This window comes from Chitinophaga dinghuensis, assembly GCF_003259435.1.
GTDB lineage: Bacteria > Bacteroidota > Bacteroidia > Chitinophagales > Chitinophagaceae > Chitinophaga > Chitinophaga dinghuensis.
Genome location: NZ_QLMA01000010.1, coordinates 253551 through 269640, shown reverse-complemented (window position 1 = coordinate 269640; position 16090 = coordinate 253551). Strand labels below are relative to the sequence as shown.

General features: G+C 46.1%; 12 protein-coding genes. 9 read left to right on the top strand and 3 right to left on the bottom strand.

Translation table 11 applies throughout. The annotated features are described in order from the left end of the window. The first annotated feature begins 24 nt into the window (after positions 1 to 24). Genes CLV59_RS26280 through CLV59_RS26270 form a run of 3 tightly spaced genes read left to right on the top strand, consistent with a single transcriptional unit; the run spans position 25 to position 3957 of the window. The gene (locus CLV59_RS26280; RefSeq protein WP_111595081.1) at positions 25 to 1233 is read left to right on the top strand and encodes a molybdopterin molybdotransferase MoeA; all 1209 of its coding nucleotides are present in this window, start codon (positions 25 to 27) and stop codon (positions 1231 to 1233) included. A 42-nt stretch (positions 1234 to 1275) separates the two neighbouring features. Beyond that, positions 1276 to 2724 carry a DUF1800 domain-containing protein gene (locus tag CLV59_RS26275; protein ID WP_245950957.1) on the top strand — a complete coding sequence of 483 codons (1449 nt, stop codon included), beginning with the start codon at positions 1276 to 1278 and terminating at the stop codon, positions 2722 to 2724. A 27-nt stretch (positions 2725 to 2751) separates the two neighbouring features. Beyond that, entirely contained in the window at positions 2752 to 3957 is a 1206-nt protein-coding gene (locus CLV59_RS26270; protein WP_111595080.1) for a DUF1501 domain-containing protein, read from the top strand. A 70-nt stretch (positions 3958 to 4027) separates the two neighbouring features. On the opposite strand, the gene CLV59_RS26265 is transcribed toward CLV59_RS26270, so the two are convergent. The 3 genes from CLV59_RS26265 to CLV59_RS26255 form a co-directional block, all read right to left on the bottom strand. Then, positions 4028 to 4546, bottom strand: a complete 519-nt coding sequence (locus CLV59_RS26265; RefSeq protein WP_111595079.1) for a hypothetical protein — start codon at positions 4544 to 4546, stop codon at positions 4028 to 4030. Positions 4547 to 4598: 52 nt separating this feature from the next. Next, positions 4599 to 6638: an OPT family oligopeptide transporter gene (locus CLV59_RS26260; RefSeq protein WP_111595078.1), complete on the bottom strand. Its 2040-nt coding sequence runs from the start codon at positions 6636 to 6638 to the stop codon at positions 4599 to 4601. Between the two features lie 113 nt (positions 6639 to 6751). Beyond that, positions 6752 to 8458, bottom strand: a complete 1707-nt coding sequence (locus tag CLV59_RS26255) for a peptide MFS transporter (RefSeq protein WP_111595077.1) — start codon at positions 8456 to 8458, stop codon at positions 6752 to 6754. A gap of 162 nt (positions 8459 to 8620) precedes the next feature. Here CLV59_RS26255 and purD point away from each other — a divergent pair, with 162 nt between their 5' ends. The 6 genes from purD (at position 8621) to rodA (ending at position 16028) form a co-directional block, all read left to right on the top strand. Beyond that, positions 8621 to 9898, top strand: a complete 1278-nt coding sequence (gene purD / locus CLV59_RS26250) for a phosphoribosylamine--glycine ligase (protein ID WP_111595076.1) — start codon at positions 8621 to 8623, stop codon at positions 9896 to 9898. Between the two features lie 317 nt (positions 9899 to 10215). Beyond that, the gene (locus CLV59_RS26245) at positions 10216 to 11238 is read left to right on the top strand and encodes a rod shape-determining protein (RefSeq protein WP_073078293.1); all 1023 of its coding nucleotides are present in this window, start codon (positions 10216 to 10218) and stop codon (positions 11236 to 11238) included. Between the two features lie 74 nt (positions 11239 to 11312). Next, positions 11313 to 12200 (top strand): rod shape-determining protein MreC, encoded by an 888-nt coding sequence (gene mreC / locus CLV59_RS26240; RefSeq protein WP_170137931.1) that lies wholly within the window; start codon positions 11313 to 11315, stop codon positions 12198 to 12200. Continuing rightward, complete coding sequence (mreD, locus tag CLV59_RS26235; RefSeq protein WP_111595074.1) at positions 12197 to 12706, top strand: rod shape-determining protein MreD; 510 nt, start codon at positions 12197 to 12199, stop codon at positions 12704 to 12706. The genes mreC and mreD overlap by 4 nt, the downstream gene beginning before the upstream one ends. Before the next feature lie 68 nt (positions 12707 to 12774). Next, positions 12775 to 14703, top strand: a complete 1929-nt coding sequence (gene mrdA, locus CLV59_RS26230; RefSeq protein ID WP_111595073.1) for a penicillin-binding protein 2 — start codon at positions 12775 to 12777, stop codon at positions 14701 to 14703. A 38-nt stretch (positions 14704 to 14741) separates the two neighbouring features. Then, complete coding sequence (rodA, locus tag CLV59_RS26225; protein WP_111595072.1) at positions 14742 to 16028, top strand: rod shape-determining protein RodA; 1287 nt, start codon at positions 14742 to 14744, stop codon at positions 16026 to 16028. Positions 16029 to 16090: the final 62 nt, after the last annotated feature.

The window sequence follows — 16090 nt, the reverse complement described above, 5'->3', positions numbered from 1 at the left end:
ACTGCTCCATACAAAAATAATAAAATGATGCTGACTGTTGCTGATGCATATGCCCTGGTAATGGGAACGGTACGTGATACCGGTACAGAAATCGTTCCGTTTGAACAGGCTAATGGCCGTATTCTGCGGGAACCTGTACTGGCAGACAGGCCATTTCCGCCATTTGACAGGGTAATGATGGATGGTATCGCTATCCGTTTTGATAGCTATGCCCGTGGGCAGCGCGTTTTTGTAGTGGAAGATATTCAAGCTGCCGGCAGGCCGCAGTTACAGTTGTCGAATACCGCCAATTGCATGGAAGTGATGACTGGCGCAGTTTTGCCGGAATTGACAGACACGGTTATTCAATATGAACATCTGCAAGCAGCAGAGCATGAAGGCTTTAAACGCTTTACCATCAAGAATCAAGTTAAAAAAGGACAACATATCCACAAATTAGGCAGCGATGTAAAACAAGATGCCATACTGCTCAATACCGGTGTGCTGTTAGGCCCTGCAGAAGCAGGTGTGCTAGCTACTGTTGGGAAAACGTCTGTATTAGTTAGTAAAAAGCCCAGGGTGGTAGTTATCGCTACCGGCAATGAACTGGTGCCTGCTACAGCTCAACCTGCGCCCCATCAGATACGTATGTCTAATGTTTATAGTCTGCGTGCATCATTGGAACAAATGGGAATAGAGGCTATGGTGCTACATCTGGAAGATCATGCGGAGAGTATGTTACATCAGTTACGGCCACTCATCGCCGATACGGATGTCTGGATCAGTTCCGGCGCCGTATCAGCAGGTAAATATGATTACCTGCCAGAAGTCCTCCAGCAACTGGGCATGGAGCAACTTTTCCACAAAGTGCAGCAACGTCCCGGAAAACCTTTTCTATTTGGCACTTTCACGGATGGGCCTGTTGTGTTTGCACTCCCAGGTAATCCTGTTTCAGGATTCATGTGTTTTTACCGTTATGTACAGCCCTGGCTACATGCAGCCATGCACTTACAACCAGTTAAACCTCAATATGCCGTCTTATCTGAAAAGGTGCATTTTGACCCCAACCTGGAATATTATATTCCTGTTAAAATAGAGTCGCAGCCACATGGTAAGTTGGTAGCCACGCCACAACCCTATCAAGGCTCCGGAGACTTGGCCAGCTTGATTCTTGCCGATGCATTCATGGAATTACCCGCAGATAAATCCGAGTTCAAAAAAGGAGATTCTTTCCCAATTTGGAAATTCCGTTAAACCCGGTTCCTTATTTGCGGTCATATTGAAAATCGTATCAATATGCCCGCTATTTCCCCACAACAGCAAATGTTGCATCTGGCCTGGAGAGCCGGTTTCGGGGCTACTTTGCCTGAAATAAACGAATGGTCCGATAAACGTCGGAAAGTAATTGTCAATCACATACTTATTGGGAAAGGGAATTATAAAGCGCCGGAAGTGAATGTGGTGAGTGAGGCGGACCTGCCTGATTTTCAGAAGATGAAAGGAATGACGCCTGATGAACGCAAACAGGTGCAACAGATGAATACACAGGGCATTAAAGACCTGAACGTTTCATGGATGAAAGCCATGATCAACAGTGAACATCCCCTGCGGGAGAAAATGAGCCTCTTCTGGCATGGACATTTCGCCTGTCGTACCCAGGATGTGCTGTATAACCAGCAGTTACTGGGAGTAATCCGGGATAATGCATTAGGCAATTTTGGAGACCTTCTCAGCGGGGTGTCTAAAAGTCCTGCCATGCTGCAATTCCTGAATAATCAGCAAAACAGAAAACAACATCCCAACGAAAACTTCGCCCGCGAAGTAATGGAACTTTTTACCCTCGGACGTGGTAATTATACAGAAAGAGATGTGAAAGAAGCTGCGAGAGCCTTTACCGGCTGGGGATTCGATGAAACAGGCACTTTCAAATTTCGTGATAAACTCCACGACGACGACTATAAAACTGTATTAGGAAAAACAGGAAAGTATGATGGCGACGATGTCCTGAAAATATTACTGGAACAGCGTCAATGCGCGAAATTCATTACAACAAAGGTTTATCGCTATTTCGTAGAAGACGACCCGAATGAAGAGAAAATAGATTACCTGGCAGATAAATTCTATCGTTCTGGATATGATATCAAAGCCCTCATGCAGGAGATCTTTATGGCGGATTGGTTCTACGATTCACAAATCGTTGGTAACAGGATTAAATCGCCGGTAGAATTGTTGGTGGGTATTCGCAGAGCGGTGCCAATGACTTTCGATGAGGAAGGAACCATGTTGGTATTTCAACGTATACTCGGACAGATGTTGTTTTATCCGCCAAACGTAGCCGGCTGGCCCGGCGGACGTAACTGGATAGATAGTTCCAGCCTGATGTTCCGACTCCGTGTGCCGCAAGTGATTTTCTATTCTCAGGCCATGAATGTGCAACCCAAAGAGCTCACACCAGAAATGGGCGAAGGTGGCAGCTATAAAATGACGATGCAGATCAATGATTTTCTGAAACGTCAATATGCTAAAAAAATCAATGCACATATTGATTGGGACCCATATCTGAAAGGATTTGAAGGGGTTTCGAGAGACACGCTTGCTAACACCATTGCCAGTACGCATTTGCTGCAACCTGGTGGAGCAAGCCGGCAATTGCTGGACAAATACGCAGATGCATCTAACCGTGACGCCTATATTAAAACCGTCACTATAGACGTAATGAGTACGCCGGAATACCAGCTTTGTTAATCATTTATCTCCCTAAAAAACGCATTTATGGATATTCTTAATCGCAGACGTTTTATACAGGTTGGCTCGCTGGCTTCAGCCGCAATGCTGATGCCTAAATTTCTCAAGGCGCTGGAACGGGGAGAGTTAGTACCCCCAGGAAATAAAGTATTGGTAATTGTGCAGCTGTCGGGTGGTAATGACGGACTGAATACGATTATTCCTTACCGCAATGATATTTATTACAGGTCGAGGCCAGTGTTGGGTATTAAACGCACAGATGCGCTTTCTCTCAACGATGATTTAGGTATACATCCTGCGTTGAAAGGGCTGAAAGCCCTCTATGATGATGGCTCATTGGGCATTCTGAATAACGTAGGTTACCCTAATCCGGATCGTTCGCATTTTCGTTCAATGGATATCTGGCATACCGCCAGTCAGTCCAATGAATTATGGTCTGATGGCTGGATTGGCCGTTACCTGGATGCGCAATGCAAAGGTTGCGACAAGCCTACGCAGGCATTGGAAATTGATGATACGCTAAGTCTGGCACTGAAAGGAGAGTATTCCAAAGGACTAGCCCTTACTGATCCTAACCGTTTGTTGGGTACCAGTAGTAATCCTTTCTTCAAAGACTTGCTGAAACAGCATCCGCAGGAAGCAGATGAACATCATAATGTGGATTACCTGTATAAAACAATGGGAGAAACAATTTCTTCTGCAGCATATATTTCACAGCAGTTTAAGGTGTATCAGTCCAAGGAAAATTACCCTAATACAGACTTAGGAAAGAATATGCGAACCATTGCTAATTTGATCATGTCTGATATTAATACCAAAGTGTATTATGTATCTCATGGTAGTTTTGACACGCATGTAAACCAACAAGCGCAGCAGGAGCGTCTGTTTCAGCAGCTGAGTGATGCCATCACGGTATTCACCCAGGATCTGAAGAAGAATAATCGTTTCCAGGATGTGGTGGTGATGACTTTCTCTGAATTTGGTCGTCGGGTGAGTCAGAATGCAAGTGGTGGTACTGATCATGGTACTGCCAACAATATGTTTCTGATTGGTGGCGGTTTACAGCGGAAGGGCGTCTTGAATGATGGTCCTGATCTGATGAATTTGCAGGATGGAGATCTGAAATATAATATTGACTTCAAAAGCGTATATGCGACCCTGTTAGGAAAGTGGTTAGGTGCAGACGATGGGGGTATTTTGAAGGCAAGATATAATCATTTGGATTTTGTATAGGGAGACACGGATACAAAAGAAAACCCCGGACTTTAATGGTCCGGGGTTTTCTTTTTTTATGGCAAGCGTATTAACGGCTTTTGTATTGCAGTACAGCGCGGAATGTACCGTCTTGAACATTGGTGGAACCACTGCTGGAACCGCTGATGGTTCCGCTGAAGGTGCCCTCAACAAACTGGCTGTTGATCTGCGTGATAGTGATAGTAAAACCGGCAGCAGCAGGATCTGTTTTTAACGTTTCACCTGTAGTGCTGGCCATGTAAACAGTCATACTGTTACCAGTATTTGTTACAGGGTATGCGCCTGGTTTGAATGGCAGTTCAGGTACCGCCAGCGTAAAGGTTACATAATCGCCAGTATAGGTGGTGCCAGTAATTTGCATGCTGGGATACTGATCATCCGGATTTTCAGATGTCGGATCAGCCAGGAATACTGTCGCTTTTGGATTTTCTGATAACTGGATACGGGAGCCCATTTTCATAGAAATGAATTTTCTATCGGTGGCATCTCCGTTGCCGTTAGTGGTTTTCGCACAGGATATGCCCAGCATCATTATTGCGCCGAGCAAGGCAGTTACAATTATACGCATAGGTATTTCTTGATATATCTGATAAAATTAAGATATTATTTTTAGGAATCTGTTATTTTCTTGCAGTACGGTACAGGTACCATCCCATAAACGCAAAAAAGCCAGTTCCCAGTATATAATATCCTCCTTCACCAAGGGCCGACTGAATACCATTTCCGATATTCAATTTGGCAAGGAACTCAGCAGATGAATCGAAACCAGCGAGGATAGCGATAATCACACCGGCAACAGCACCTCCGGCTACCAGTCCCGTAGCAAATAGATTTCCTTTGCCCAGTTCTTCTTCTTCAGGAGAAGTTTCAATTTTATCTTTTTTCTTTTTGTAATCTACTACTCCGCGGATCGCGCCACCAATGAAGATTGGTAAGGTGGTCGACAGTGGCAGATAGGCTCCAACGGCAAAAGAGAGTGCATTCACCCCGCAAAGCTCAATGGTAATAGCCAGGAAAACGCCTACCAGTACAAATTGCCAGTCTAGTTTTCCGGAGAGGATACCAATATCCAGCGTAGCCAGCAGCGTACCTTGAGGAGCAGGGAAATATAAACTACCGATCGCATGGTTTTTCACGCCATGTGCAATCATATCTGCCGTAGGGCGATCCAGGAATTTTACGGTAAGACCGATCACAATCGAGGATACAATCGCTCCCACGAACAATGCAATCTGCTGATTTCTCGGCGTTGCCCCAACGATATAACCACTTTTCAGATCCTGGGAAGTACCGCCTGCATTTGCAGCAGCAATACAGATCATACTACCTACTACCAGCGCCATTGGCTCATATACTTTACCTGTCCAGCCTACAGCAATAAAGACCAGGCAGGTACCCATCAGGGTAGCGATGGTCATACCGGAAATCGGGTTATTGGAGGAACCGATCAAGCCTACAATACGGCTGGATACCGTCACGAAGAAAGCGCCAAAAATGATGACGAGCAGTCCTACCAGTAATTTCTGGCCCAAAGATCCGCCAGGTAACTGTGGAAGTATGGTCATCAGGATCACTAGCCCAAGGCTTCCCAGCAATACTACTTTCAGGCTCAGGTCTTTTTCAGTTCTTGGAACTTCGCCAGTGGTGTTGGCGGCGCTGCTTTTAACAGCGCCCAGACTGCCTTTGAAGGTAGATATAATAGTAGGAATTGTTTTGAGCAGGGTGATGAAACCACCGGCAGCTACTGCGCCGGCGCCTATTTGACGCACATATGCATAGTAGATAGCAGAAGCATAATCGCCGAAAGTATGTGTAGCGGGGTCCCAGTTGCCTTGTCCACCAGGCGTTTGCAGATTGGCCAGGTATCCGATTTTCACCAGTTGTGTGGCAATCATGTCGGCCGGTAACAGAGATGCCAGCAGCGGAATGAGTGCGAGCCATGACAGCACGCCGCCTGCTACCAGTACGCCGCCAATACGTGGCCCGATGATGTAGCCCACCCCCATATATTCAGGAGTGATATCAGCGCTGATATTAGCAGAAGGGAAAAATCTGTTCACTTGTTTGGTCATGTAACCAGGCGTTTCCGCGATTACATGGAATATCTTTTGAAGAGCGGCATATGTAAAAGCAAATCCTAGGCCCCAGAAAGCGGTTTTAGCGAAATCGCCTCCTTTCTCGCCGGCAATCAATACATCTGCACAGGCAGTACCTTCCGGATAAGGCAATGTGCCATGTTCTTTAACAATGAGCGACCTGCGAAGGGGAATCATCATCAGGGTACCCAGTATACCGCCAATAATGGCAAGGGTCAGAATGGTGATGTAATTGAAATAATCTGCCCCAGCGCCGTCGCTGAGGAAGAGAAAGCCGGGAAGAGTGAATACCACGCCGGCAGCAATAGATTCCCCTGCCGAGCCGGTAGTCTGGATAATATTGTTTTCAAGAATGGTAGTACCAAAGAACTTTCTACCTAATGTAATGGCAATCACCGCAATAGGTATGGAGGCGGATACAGTAAGACCGGCTTTAAGCGCCAGGTATACAGTGGCAGCACCGAAGATGACGCCAAATATGCAGCCAAGGAGTATTGACTTGAGCGTCAGCTCTTTCATTTTGGTATTGGCGGGAACAAAGGGTTTGAAATTGTTGTCAGACATGTTTTAGTTGTATCAGTATAAACAAATATAACATACAAAATAAAAAGCCTCGCTGCAACTAGCGAGGCTTTTTATTTTGTACGTTATAATAACGCTTTTCAGCGGTAGTATTATTATTTAACGCCGTGCATCCATTTTTTCAGGAATGGAGACAGGAAGAACAGCAGTACTGCAGCTGCACCTGGCAGGATCACGAATACCATGAAGAACTCAAACAGGTTATGAATAGTGAAACCTGCGAAAGTTGGGTAGTGAGCAGCCAGTTTCAGTTCAGCGAGTTTGCTGAGTTGTTCTGCAGAAGGAGTGATAACGCCATTCAGGATACCTTTCAGGTCTATGCCAGCTTTTGCTGCATCAGCATAGTTTTCAGGATTTGGAGGCAGCAGGGCGCCCAGGGTACCCGCCAGCGCATAACCAGCGGCATTTGCCAGGAACCAAACACCCATCAGCAGGGAAGAGAAACGATGAGGAGCCAGTTTTGCCACGAGAGACAGACCTATTGGAGACAGGCACAGTTCACCGAGGGTATGGAACAGGTACATCACGATCAGCCAGATAACGCCGAGTTTTTCAGATTCACCCAGTCCTTTTACCTGGAAGGCAATGATCAGGAAGCCTACAGACAGCAGGGCCAGACCCAGTGCTTGTTTAACTGGAGAGATAGGCTCCAGGTTACGTTTCTGGAGTTTTATCCACAACCAGCTGAAAGGCAGTGCGAATATGATAATGAAGATAGAGTTGGCATTCTGAATGAAGCTAGGAGGCATGTCCCAACCAAACAGGCGACGGTCAGTTTGTTTGTCCGCGATGAAGGTCAGAGAAGAACCTGCCTGCTCAAAACAAGCCCAGAAGAAGATTACAAAGAATGCCACCGCATAGAGTACGAGGATTCTTTGTCTTTCAATGGAGGTAATGGATTTATCCGTGAGGATCAGTACAGCCAGGGAGATACCAGTAGCGTAGATGAACGGATAGATCCAGGATTTGATCGGATTAGGATCGTTCGCAACGAAGTGGAAAGCGATGAATAATACCGCCAGCAGGGCTGCGCAGCCGAGGATGGCGCTGGAAGTGAATTTCGCTTTGTCGGCTTCGCCGGTAGCAGAAGTTGCGTGGAAAGTTGGTTTTGCACCGATGGCTTTACCATCTGGCGTTACCACATACTTGTCTTTCAGGAAGTAGAACAGGATGGTACCGAGGAACATCGCGATACCAGCAGCGAGGAAGCCCCATTTGAAGGCGCTTACAACTCTGACACCGTCGGAGAGTTTCACGTCGCCGAGGATAGGGCAGATGAGCATACCGAGGAAGGCGCCCATGTTAATACCCATGTAGAAGATAGTGAATGCAGCATCCAGGCGGCCGTCATTTTTTGGATAGAGGCTACCCACCATGGAAGAGATATTGGGTTTGAAGAACCCATTTCCGAAGATGATCACGAACAGAGCCAACCACATTACTAAGCGGGCTGTATCTACGTTACCGGCATAAATAGTGGCACTCAGCACCATCAGGAGCTGGCCGATGCCCATAACAAAACCGCCTAATAGAATACAGTTCCTGTTTCCCAGGTAACGGTCGGAGATATAACCGCCGAGCATAGGTGTAAGGTAGCAGAGACCCAGGAAACCACCATAGGCATAAGATGATTCAGCTTCTGAAAATTGCAGTGCATTTACCAGGAAGAGGGTCAAAAGTGCCCTCATGCCATAAAAGTTAAACCGTTCCCACATTTCCGTGGCAAATAATACCGAAAGGCCTTTGGGGTGCCCCTTCTGAGAGGCAGTTTCCGGCCCTTGTGCAACAGCAGTTTGCATCATAAATGGTTAGTTTTAAACAAGATTGTTTTAAGGTTCAGTTAAGCTATAAGGAGGCAATTTAAAGAAAATCGCGAATCCGGGTAAAAAAATGGTATAAATAGACAATTTTTGCGCTTTTTTGAACTTTCTTTGCATTTTCTTTCTCATCTGTATTAATTCATTATGAACATACTTTTATTAGGAAGTGGTGGTCGGGAACATGCACTGGCCTTGAAAATGTCGCAAAGTCCGCTATGCGGAAAATTGTTTATTGCACCGGGTAATGCGGGTACTGCCCAATGTGGTACCAATGTAAACATGGGTGTGAGCGAATTTGACAAGATAAGATCTTTCTGTCTGGAGCAGGAAATTACTATGGTAGTACCTGGATCAGAAGAAGCACTGGTGAATGGCATTTTCGATTACTTTGCGCAAGATGAGGCGCTGAAACATATACCAGTAATGGGTCCTTCCAAATTGGGGGCACAGCTGGAGGGCAGTAAGGCGTTTGCCAAGCTGTTTATGGAGCGTCAGGGAATACCTACTGCAGCCTATAGAGAGTTTAGTGAAGAGAATTATGAGGAAGGAATTGCTTATATTAAGCAGCATTCCTTACCAATCGTGCTGAAAGCCGATGGTTTGGCTGCTGGTAAAGGGGTGGTGATCACCTCTAATCATGATGAGGCACTGGATGAGTTTAGCCAGATGATTAAGTCGGCTAAGTTTGGGGATGCAAGTCGTAAAGTAGTAATAGAGCAGTTTTTGAGCGGTATTGAGTTGTCTGTCTTCGTTCTGACAGATGGCCATACATATAAGATATTACCAGAAGCGAAGGATTACAAACGCATTGGAGAGGGAGATAAAGGACTGAACACAGGCGGAATGGGGGCGGTATCGCCGGTTCCTTTTGCAGATGCAGCCTTTTTGAAACTGGTGGAAGACAAAGTAATTCGTCCTACGGTGGATGGTTTATCCAAAGAAGGGATAATTTATCCTGGTTTTATCTTTTTTGGCCTGATTAATGTAGCAGGAGAGCCTTTCGTGATTGAGTATAACTGTCGCATGGGTGATCCTGAAACCGAGGTAGTCATGCCTCGTCTGCAGAACGACCTGCTGGAATTATTTACCGCTGTAAACGAGGGAAATCTTTCAGCGCAGACGATTTACACAGATCAACGTGCAGCTGCTACCGTTATGCTGGTTTCCAAAGGTTATCCGGAGGCTTATGAGAAGAATAAGTCGATAACCGGCATTCCGCAGCCTACACAAGATCAAATCGTGTTTCACGCGGGTACCCGCCAGGATGGCACTACTGTACTGACTAACGGCGGTCGCGTACTGGCAGTCACTTCCCTGGCAACCTCTTTGTCCCTGGCACTGGCACATTCTGTGCAAACCGCCAACCAAATTGAGTTTGAAGGTAAAAACTTCCGAAAGGACATTGGATATGAGTTTATTTAACTAAAATAATAGTCGGCAATCCCTTGATGGGGTTGCCGGTATCTGCAACATGTTAACTGATGACAGCAGGGGGAGGGCTGTCAAATTATCACGGAAAAGCGGAGATGTAAGGCGTTATTTTTTAGAAACGGAATTATTAAAACGGGATTAAATCCGTTGAATTGATCGGTACTTGAAGAGAGCAGTTACTATGCCGTTTATACTACAAATAAGATTTTTTAATATTTAGCCGTATTATTGCAGGAATATCCACTTTTTGCATCGTATATTCGTTGGAATTATTCATTTTTGCATTCTAATTTTTGACCGTATCAACAATGGGATTTTTTAATTTTTTAACGCAGGAAATCGCGATTGATTTAGGTACAGCTAACACGCTGATAATACATAATGACCAAGTGGTTGTGGACGAGCCTTCCATTGTAGCGATAGAACGGGCTAGCGGCAAAATTGTGGCGGTTGGTAAGAAAGCCATGATGATGCACGAAAAAACTCACGAATATCTTCGTACTATACGTCCCCTGAAAGATGGCGTTATCGCAGACTTTAACGCTGCGGAAGGCATGATCAGGGAACTGATAAAAATGATTTACCCTAAGAAACCTTTGTTTGCTCCCAGCTGGCGTATGGTTATCTGTATCCCTTCCAGTATCACTGAAGTGGAAAAGAGAGCCGTTCGCGACTCTGCCGAACAGGCCGGAGCGAAAGAAGTTTACCTCATTCATGAACCAATGGCTGCCGCACTGGGTATTGGCATTGACGTAGAAGAGCCTGTGGGTAACATGATTATCGATATTGGAGGTGGTACTACCGGTATTTCCGTTATTGCCCTGGCTGGTATTGTTTGTGACCAGAGTATTCGTATCGCAGGTGATGAATTCACCGCCGATATCATGGAAGCACTCCGCCGGTATCACTCCCTGCTCATCGGTGAAAGAACCGCTGAACAAATCAAAATTCATATCGGTTCCGCTCTGAAGGAACTGGATAATCCACCAGATGATATCCCTGTAAACGGTAGAGACCTCGTTACAGGTATTCCTAAGCAAATCATGGTTTCCTACCAGGAAATTGCTGAAGCACTGGACAAATCCATCTTTAAAATTGAGGAAGCCATCCTGAAAGCGTTGGAAACTACGCCTCCGGAACTGGCATCAGATATTTATCGCAGAGGACTTTACCTGACCGGCGGTGGCGCATTGCTCCGCGGCCTGGATAAACGCCTTGCCCAAAAAATCAAACTGCCTGTGCATGTAGCAGACGATCCGCTGCGCGCAGTAGTGAGAGGTACCGGCATCGCCCTGAAGCATGTAGGTAAATATCCGTTCCTGATGCAATAAAACCTATTTTGAGATTTAGGGCGGCAGGTCTACTGCCTCCCTAAATCAACAAATCTCAAAATTCCTGCGCGCTTGTGCGAAATCTAATCATTTTCTTAAGGCGATATTTCAACTTCTTCTTATTTCTGCTGCTGGAAGTGATTTGTATTGTATTGGTATTTCAAAACAATAGCTTTCAGCATTCTGCATACGTTAACTCTGCCAATAATATCAGCGGAAAGCTTTACGATAAATACAACAACGTACAATACTATTTTCATCTGAAAGCCACCAACGATAGTCTGGTAGCAGAAAATACCCGCCTGCATAATGCCATCCGCTCCAGCTACGATAGCATGGTTACTTCCAACGGTACCAGAGTGGATACCATCCGCAGATACAGTGACGATACTACCCATAAGGTCATTAGCACGGAAATCCGTCGCTTCCAATACTTCGAAGCCAAGGTGATCAACAACTCCCTCAATAACCCCATGAACTATATTACCATCCACCGTGGAAGCAAACAAGGCATCAAACCCAATATGGGCGTGATCAGTCCAAGTGGCGTGGTTGGAGTTGTAAGAAGTGTAAGTGAAAACTATGCCGTAGTCCTCTCCCTCCTGTCTAAATCCAATTCCGTATCCATCAGTGCCCGTCTGGCGCAAGGAAAGGAAATGGGCTCCGTACACTGGGATGGCGATGATCCGGCCTTCGCTACACTCCGCGATATTCCTAAAAGTGCACAACTGCATAAAGGCGATACCGTCGTGACCAGCGGATTCTCTGCCCTCTTCCCGGAAAATATCCCCATAGGATACGTGGAAGGGTACTCACAAGGTGATAAAGCAAGCACCTCTCTCACCGTGAAACTGCGTCTGGCGACCAACTTCTATAATCTCCAGTACGTTTACGTGATTGAGAACCTCCTGAAAGATGAACAACAAAGTTTGGAAGACTCGACTTACAAGCTGATTAAATGAGTATACTGTTAAGAAATATTATCCGATTTGTGCTCCTGCTGCTGATCCAGGTATTCGTTCTCAATGAAATCCTGATCCACCAGCTGGTGAGCCCCTACATATACATGCTTTTCATACTGGTACTTCCTTTTAACCTGCCCCGCCCCGCTCTTATGCTGCTCGGGCTGTTAATGGGATTGTCCCTGGATATGTTTATGAATACCATGGGAATGCACGCCGCTGCCTGCGTATTCATCGCCTACCTACGTCCATTCATCATCAATATTCTGTCACCACAGGGAGGTTTCGAAACCACACAGAAAACTCCGTCGATGACAAGTATGGGCGTGTCCCAGTTTTTAATCTACGCAGCCATACTGGTATTTCTGCACCACACTGTTTACTTCACCCTTGAAGTATTCGGATTTGCCAACCCGTTATACCTGTTGCTAAAGATTATTTTATCCTCTGCAGCCAGCCTTTTCCTCATTATTCTGTACGAAATGTTATTCTTTTCCAGAAAATAACGAAAAGCCGCAATTGCTGCTCGTGGGATCAATTGAAGGTTTAAATTTGCAAAAGCTACAACAATTGCATGTCTGTATTTAATCAGCCCAGGAGAAGAGTAATTCAATTGATCATTCTAGGCATGGTGTCTATCATCATCGTCAGATTGTTTTTCCTGCAGGTCGTAGAAAAGAAATATGCCAAGCTCGCGGATGCCAACGCGGTGCTAAGGAAAGTCGTGTATCCAAGTCGCGGTATCATCTATGACCGTAAAGGACGCGCTATCCTCAGCAACGACGTGCTGTACGACCTCGTGGTGACTCCCAGAAGCGTGAAGAATATTGACACCGCCTACCTCTGCACCATTCTGAAAATAGATAAAGAAGAATTTAAGAAGAAAATTGCCGACTGTATCAAAAAGAATGGTCCGGTAAGGCAATCTGTATTCTCGTCTCTCCTGCAAGCAGACATTTACGGCCAGCTGCAGGAAAGTATGTATCTCTTCCAACCAGGATTTGAACTGATACCAAGACAAATCCGCTCCTACCCTTACTCTGCCGCCGCCAATATCCTGGGATACATCGCGGAGATTTCACCTACCATGTTGAAAGACTCCAACTATGCTTCCTATAATTCGGGCGACTATCTCGGTATGACAGGGCTGGAGAAAACCTATGAAAGCGTACTCATGGGACAACGCGGTATCCAATATCTCGTAAAAGATAACCTCAACAGGCCACAAGGTCCTTATGAAAATGGGGAGTTCGACAGTGCTGCCATCGCGGGTAAAAACCTCCGACTCAGCCTCGATATTGAATTACAAGCCTTCGGTGAACAAATGATGCACGGAAAAATAGGTAGCATCGTTGCCATTGATCCGCAAGACGGCGGTATCCTGGCCATGGTCAGCGGGCCTAGTTTCGACCCGAACCTCCTCACTGGCTCCTACCGAAGCGCAAACTTTAATAAACTGTATCTAGATACTACCCTGCCACTCTTTAACCGTGCCATCCAGGCACAATACCCGCCAGGATCTACTTTCAAGCCAATGATCGGCCTGGTTGGACTGGATGAAGGGGTCATTACACCTAGCACAGGGTATCCTTGTTATGGCGCTTATCTGGGTTGTAGCAGACCTATCAAATGTGAGCACCATGATCCTGGACACGCGGCCAACTTCCGTCTGGCGCTTGCGCACTCCTGTAACGCCTATTTCTCCAACGTCTACCGCCTTTGCGTGGATGCGCCGAAATGGGGTGGTATACGAGTCGGCGGTATGCAGAAATGGGCCGAATATATGAACAACTTCGGCTTCGGACATAAGATCGGTATAGATATCCCGAGTGAAAGACCCGGACGTATTCCTGATAAAAAATACTACGACGCCAAGTATAAAGGCAGCTGGAACTCTTGTACCTCCGTATTTCTCGGTATCGGTCAGGGTGAGGTGGAAACCACTCCGCTGCAAATGGCCAACGCTATGTGTATTGTTTCCAACAGAGGATCGTTCTTCGTACCTCACTTTGTGAAAAGTATTGATAACGACGACACGCATCTCCTGGACAAATACAAACAACGTCACGTAGTGGCACATATTTCTGATGAAGCCTACGATGCGGTAATCAAAGGTATGACCGATGTGGTGGAAAGCGGTACCGGCCGGGTGGCCCAGATTGAAGGGATCACCATCGGCGGTAAAACAGGTACGGCGGAAAACTACGCCATCGTAGATGGTAAGCGTACCAAAATGCCTAACCACGCACAGTTCGTGGCTTTTGCACCGGCAGAAAATCCCAAAATTGCCGTTTGCGTAATCGTTGAACGCTCCGGCTTTGGTGCGAAGTATGCTGCGCCTATTGCCAGTTTGATGATTGAGAAATACCTGAAAGATACCATTGCTGCCAAACGTCAGGCGATGTTGAAAACAGTAATGGAAACGGTCACTATTCCGGATGCCATGAGATCGAGATCCAAACTGGATTCCCTGAATGGTACCGTGATTAAGAAGAGATTATAAAAAAATTAACCATAAACGCCCAAACTGATTAAAACATAATGAACCGCTCGCAAACCAAATTGACGCAAGGTATAGACTGGCCAATCGTTGGCCTGTACCTGGCATTGGTGATAGTCGGCCTGATGTCCATTTTTGCTGCGGAGTACCGGGGAGATGATAACGTCTGGCAGAATATCATTCATCTGAATAAGAACTACGCCAGGCAGCTCATGTGGTTTGGCATTTCGACGGTGCTGGCATCTGTGATCTGGCTGACCGACAGTAAGTTCTTTACTGCCACGGCCAATTTGCTATATGCAGGCGGGATATTATTGTTGTTATTAGTATTAGGGATTGGTAAAGATGTAAAAGGATCGCATTCCTGGCTGGTATTGGGAGGTTTCCAGTTTCAGCCGGCGGAATTGACAAAACTCTGTACCAACCTGGCTTTGGCCAAATACCTCAGCTCGCAGGAAACAGACTTCACCAAGCTACGATCGCGATTGATAGCAGCCGCTATTGCGGTGGTACCGGCAGGGATCATCATCCTTCAATCAGAAACAGGGCTTGCGCTGGTGTACTTCTCCTTCTTCCTGGTGATGTACCGCGAAGGTTTGCCGGGCGTATTGCTGGTGATTGCATTCTCCGCCATCGTCTTAGTACTATCGGCCTTGTTAGTGGATAATAAGGTCTTGTTTATCATATTCACGGTCATCACGGCGCTGGTCATCTACTTTAGCCGGCGCGAAATCAAACGGAATAAGTCCAGACTATTGCTCATAGTGGCTATTTATGGCTTCTGTGCCCTGTTCGTGATGTTCGTAGTGCCTTTCACCTTTACGAAAGTCCTGAAAGATTACCAGGTGCGTCGTATTGAGGTAATGCTGGGTAAAGAAAATGATCCGAAAGCGACTTATAATACCCGCCAAAGTATGATTGCCATCGGTTCCGGTGGATTCTGGGGGAAAGGGTATCTGAAAGGAACTCAAACCCGTTACGATTTCGTACCGGAGCAAAGTACAGACTTCATCTTCTGTACAATTGGAGAAGACTTCGGCTTCTTTGGCAGTATTATTTTCATTGGAATATATGTAGCCTTGCTTTTCCGAGTCATACATGTCGCGGAGCGACAGCGATCGACATTCACGCGAGTCTATGCCTATGGGGTGGCAAGTATTGTATTCTTCCACGTGGCCATCAATATATCGATGACAATAGGTTTGGCTCCGGTAATTGGTATCCCGCTGCCATTGGTGAGTTATGGAGGTAGCTCGTTGTTCTCCTTCACGATGTTGATTTTTATATTACTCCGACTGGATGCCGACAGGCAGATGGTTTTAAGATAATTTCCACAGAACGCCCGGTTTACAGCCGGGCGTTCTTCTTTTCTGAATTAACTATCTTTGCG

Excerpts from the sequence above, each read along its gene's own strand:
- CLV59_RS26255 (WP_111595077.1), bottom strand. The coding sequence starts at position 8,458 with ATGATGCAAACTGCTGTTGCACAAGGGCCGGAAACTGCCTCTCAGAAG.
- rodA (WP_111595072.1), top strand. The coding sequence starts at position 14,742 with ATGAACCGCTCGCAAACCAAATTGACGCAAGGTATAGACTGGCCAATC.
- CLV59_RS26280 (WP_111595081.1), top strand. The coding sequence starts at position 25 with ATGATGCTGACTGTTGCTGATGCATATGCCCTGGTAATGGGAACGGTA.
- mrdA (WP_111595073.1), top strand. The coding sequence starts at position 12,775 with ATGTCTGTATTTAATCAGCCCAGGAGAAGAGTAATTCAATTGATCATT.
- CLV59_RS26245 (WP_073078293.1), top strand. The coding sequence starts at position 10,216 with ATGGGATTTTTTAATTTTTTAACGCAGGAAATCGCGATTGATTTAGGT.
- CLV59_RS26275 (WP_245950957.1), top strand. The coding sequence starts at position 1,276 with ATGCCCGCTATTTCCCCACAACAGCAAATGTTGCATCTGGCCTGGAGA.
- mreD (WP_111595074.1), top strand. The coding sequence starts at position 12,197 with ATGAGTATACTGTTAAGAAATATTATCCGATTTGTGCTCCTGCTGCTG.
- purD (WP_111595076.1), top strand. The coding sequence starts at position 8,621 with ATGAACATACTTTTATTAGGAAGTGGTGGTCGGGAACATGCACTGGCC.
- CLV59_RS26270 (WP_111595080.1), top strand. The coding sequence starts at position 2,752 with ATGGATATTCTTAATCGCAGACGTTTTATACAGGTTGGCTCGCTGGCT.
- CLV59_RS26260 (WP_111595078.1), bottom strand. The coding sequence starts at position 6,638 with ATGTCTGACAACAATTTCAAACCCTTTGTTCCCGCCAATACCAAAATG.
- CLV59_RS26265 (WP_111595079.1), bottom strand. The coding sequence starts at position 4,546 with ATGCGTATAATTGTAACTGCCTTGCTCGGCGCAATAATGATGCTGGGC.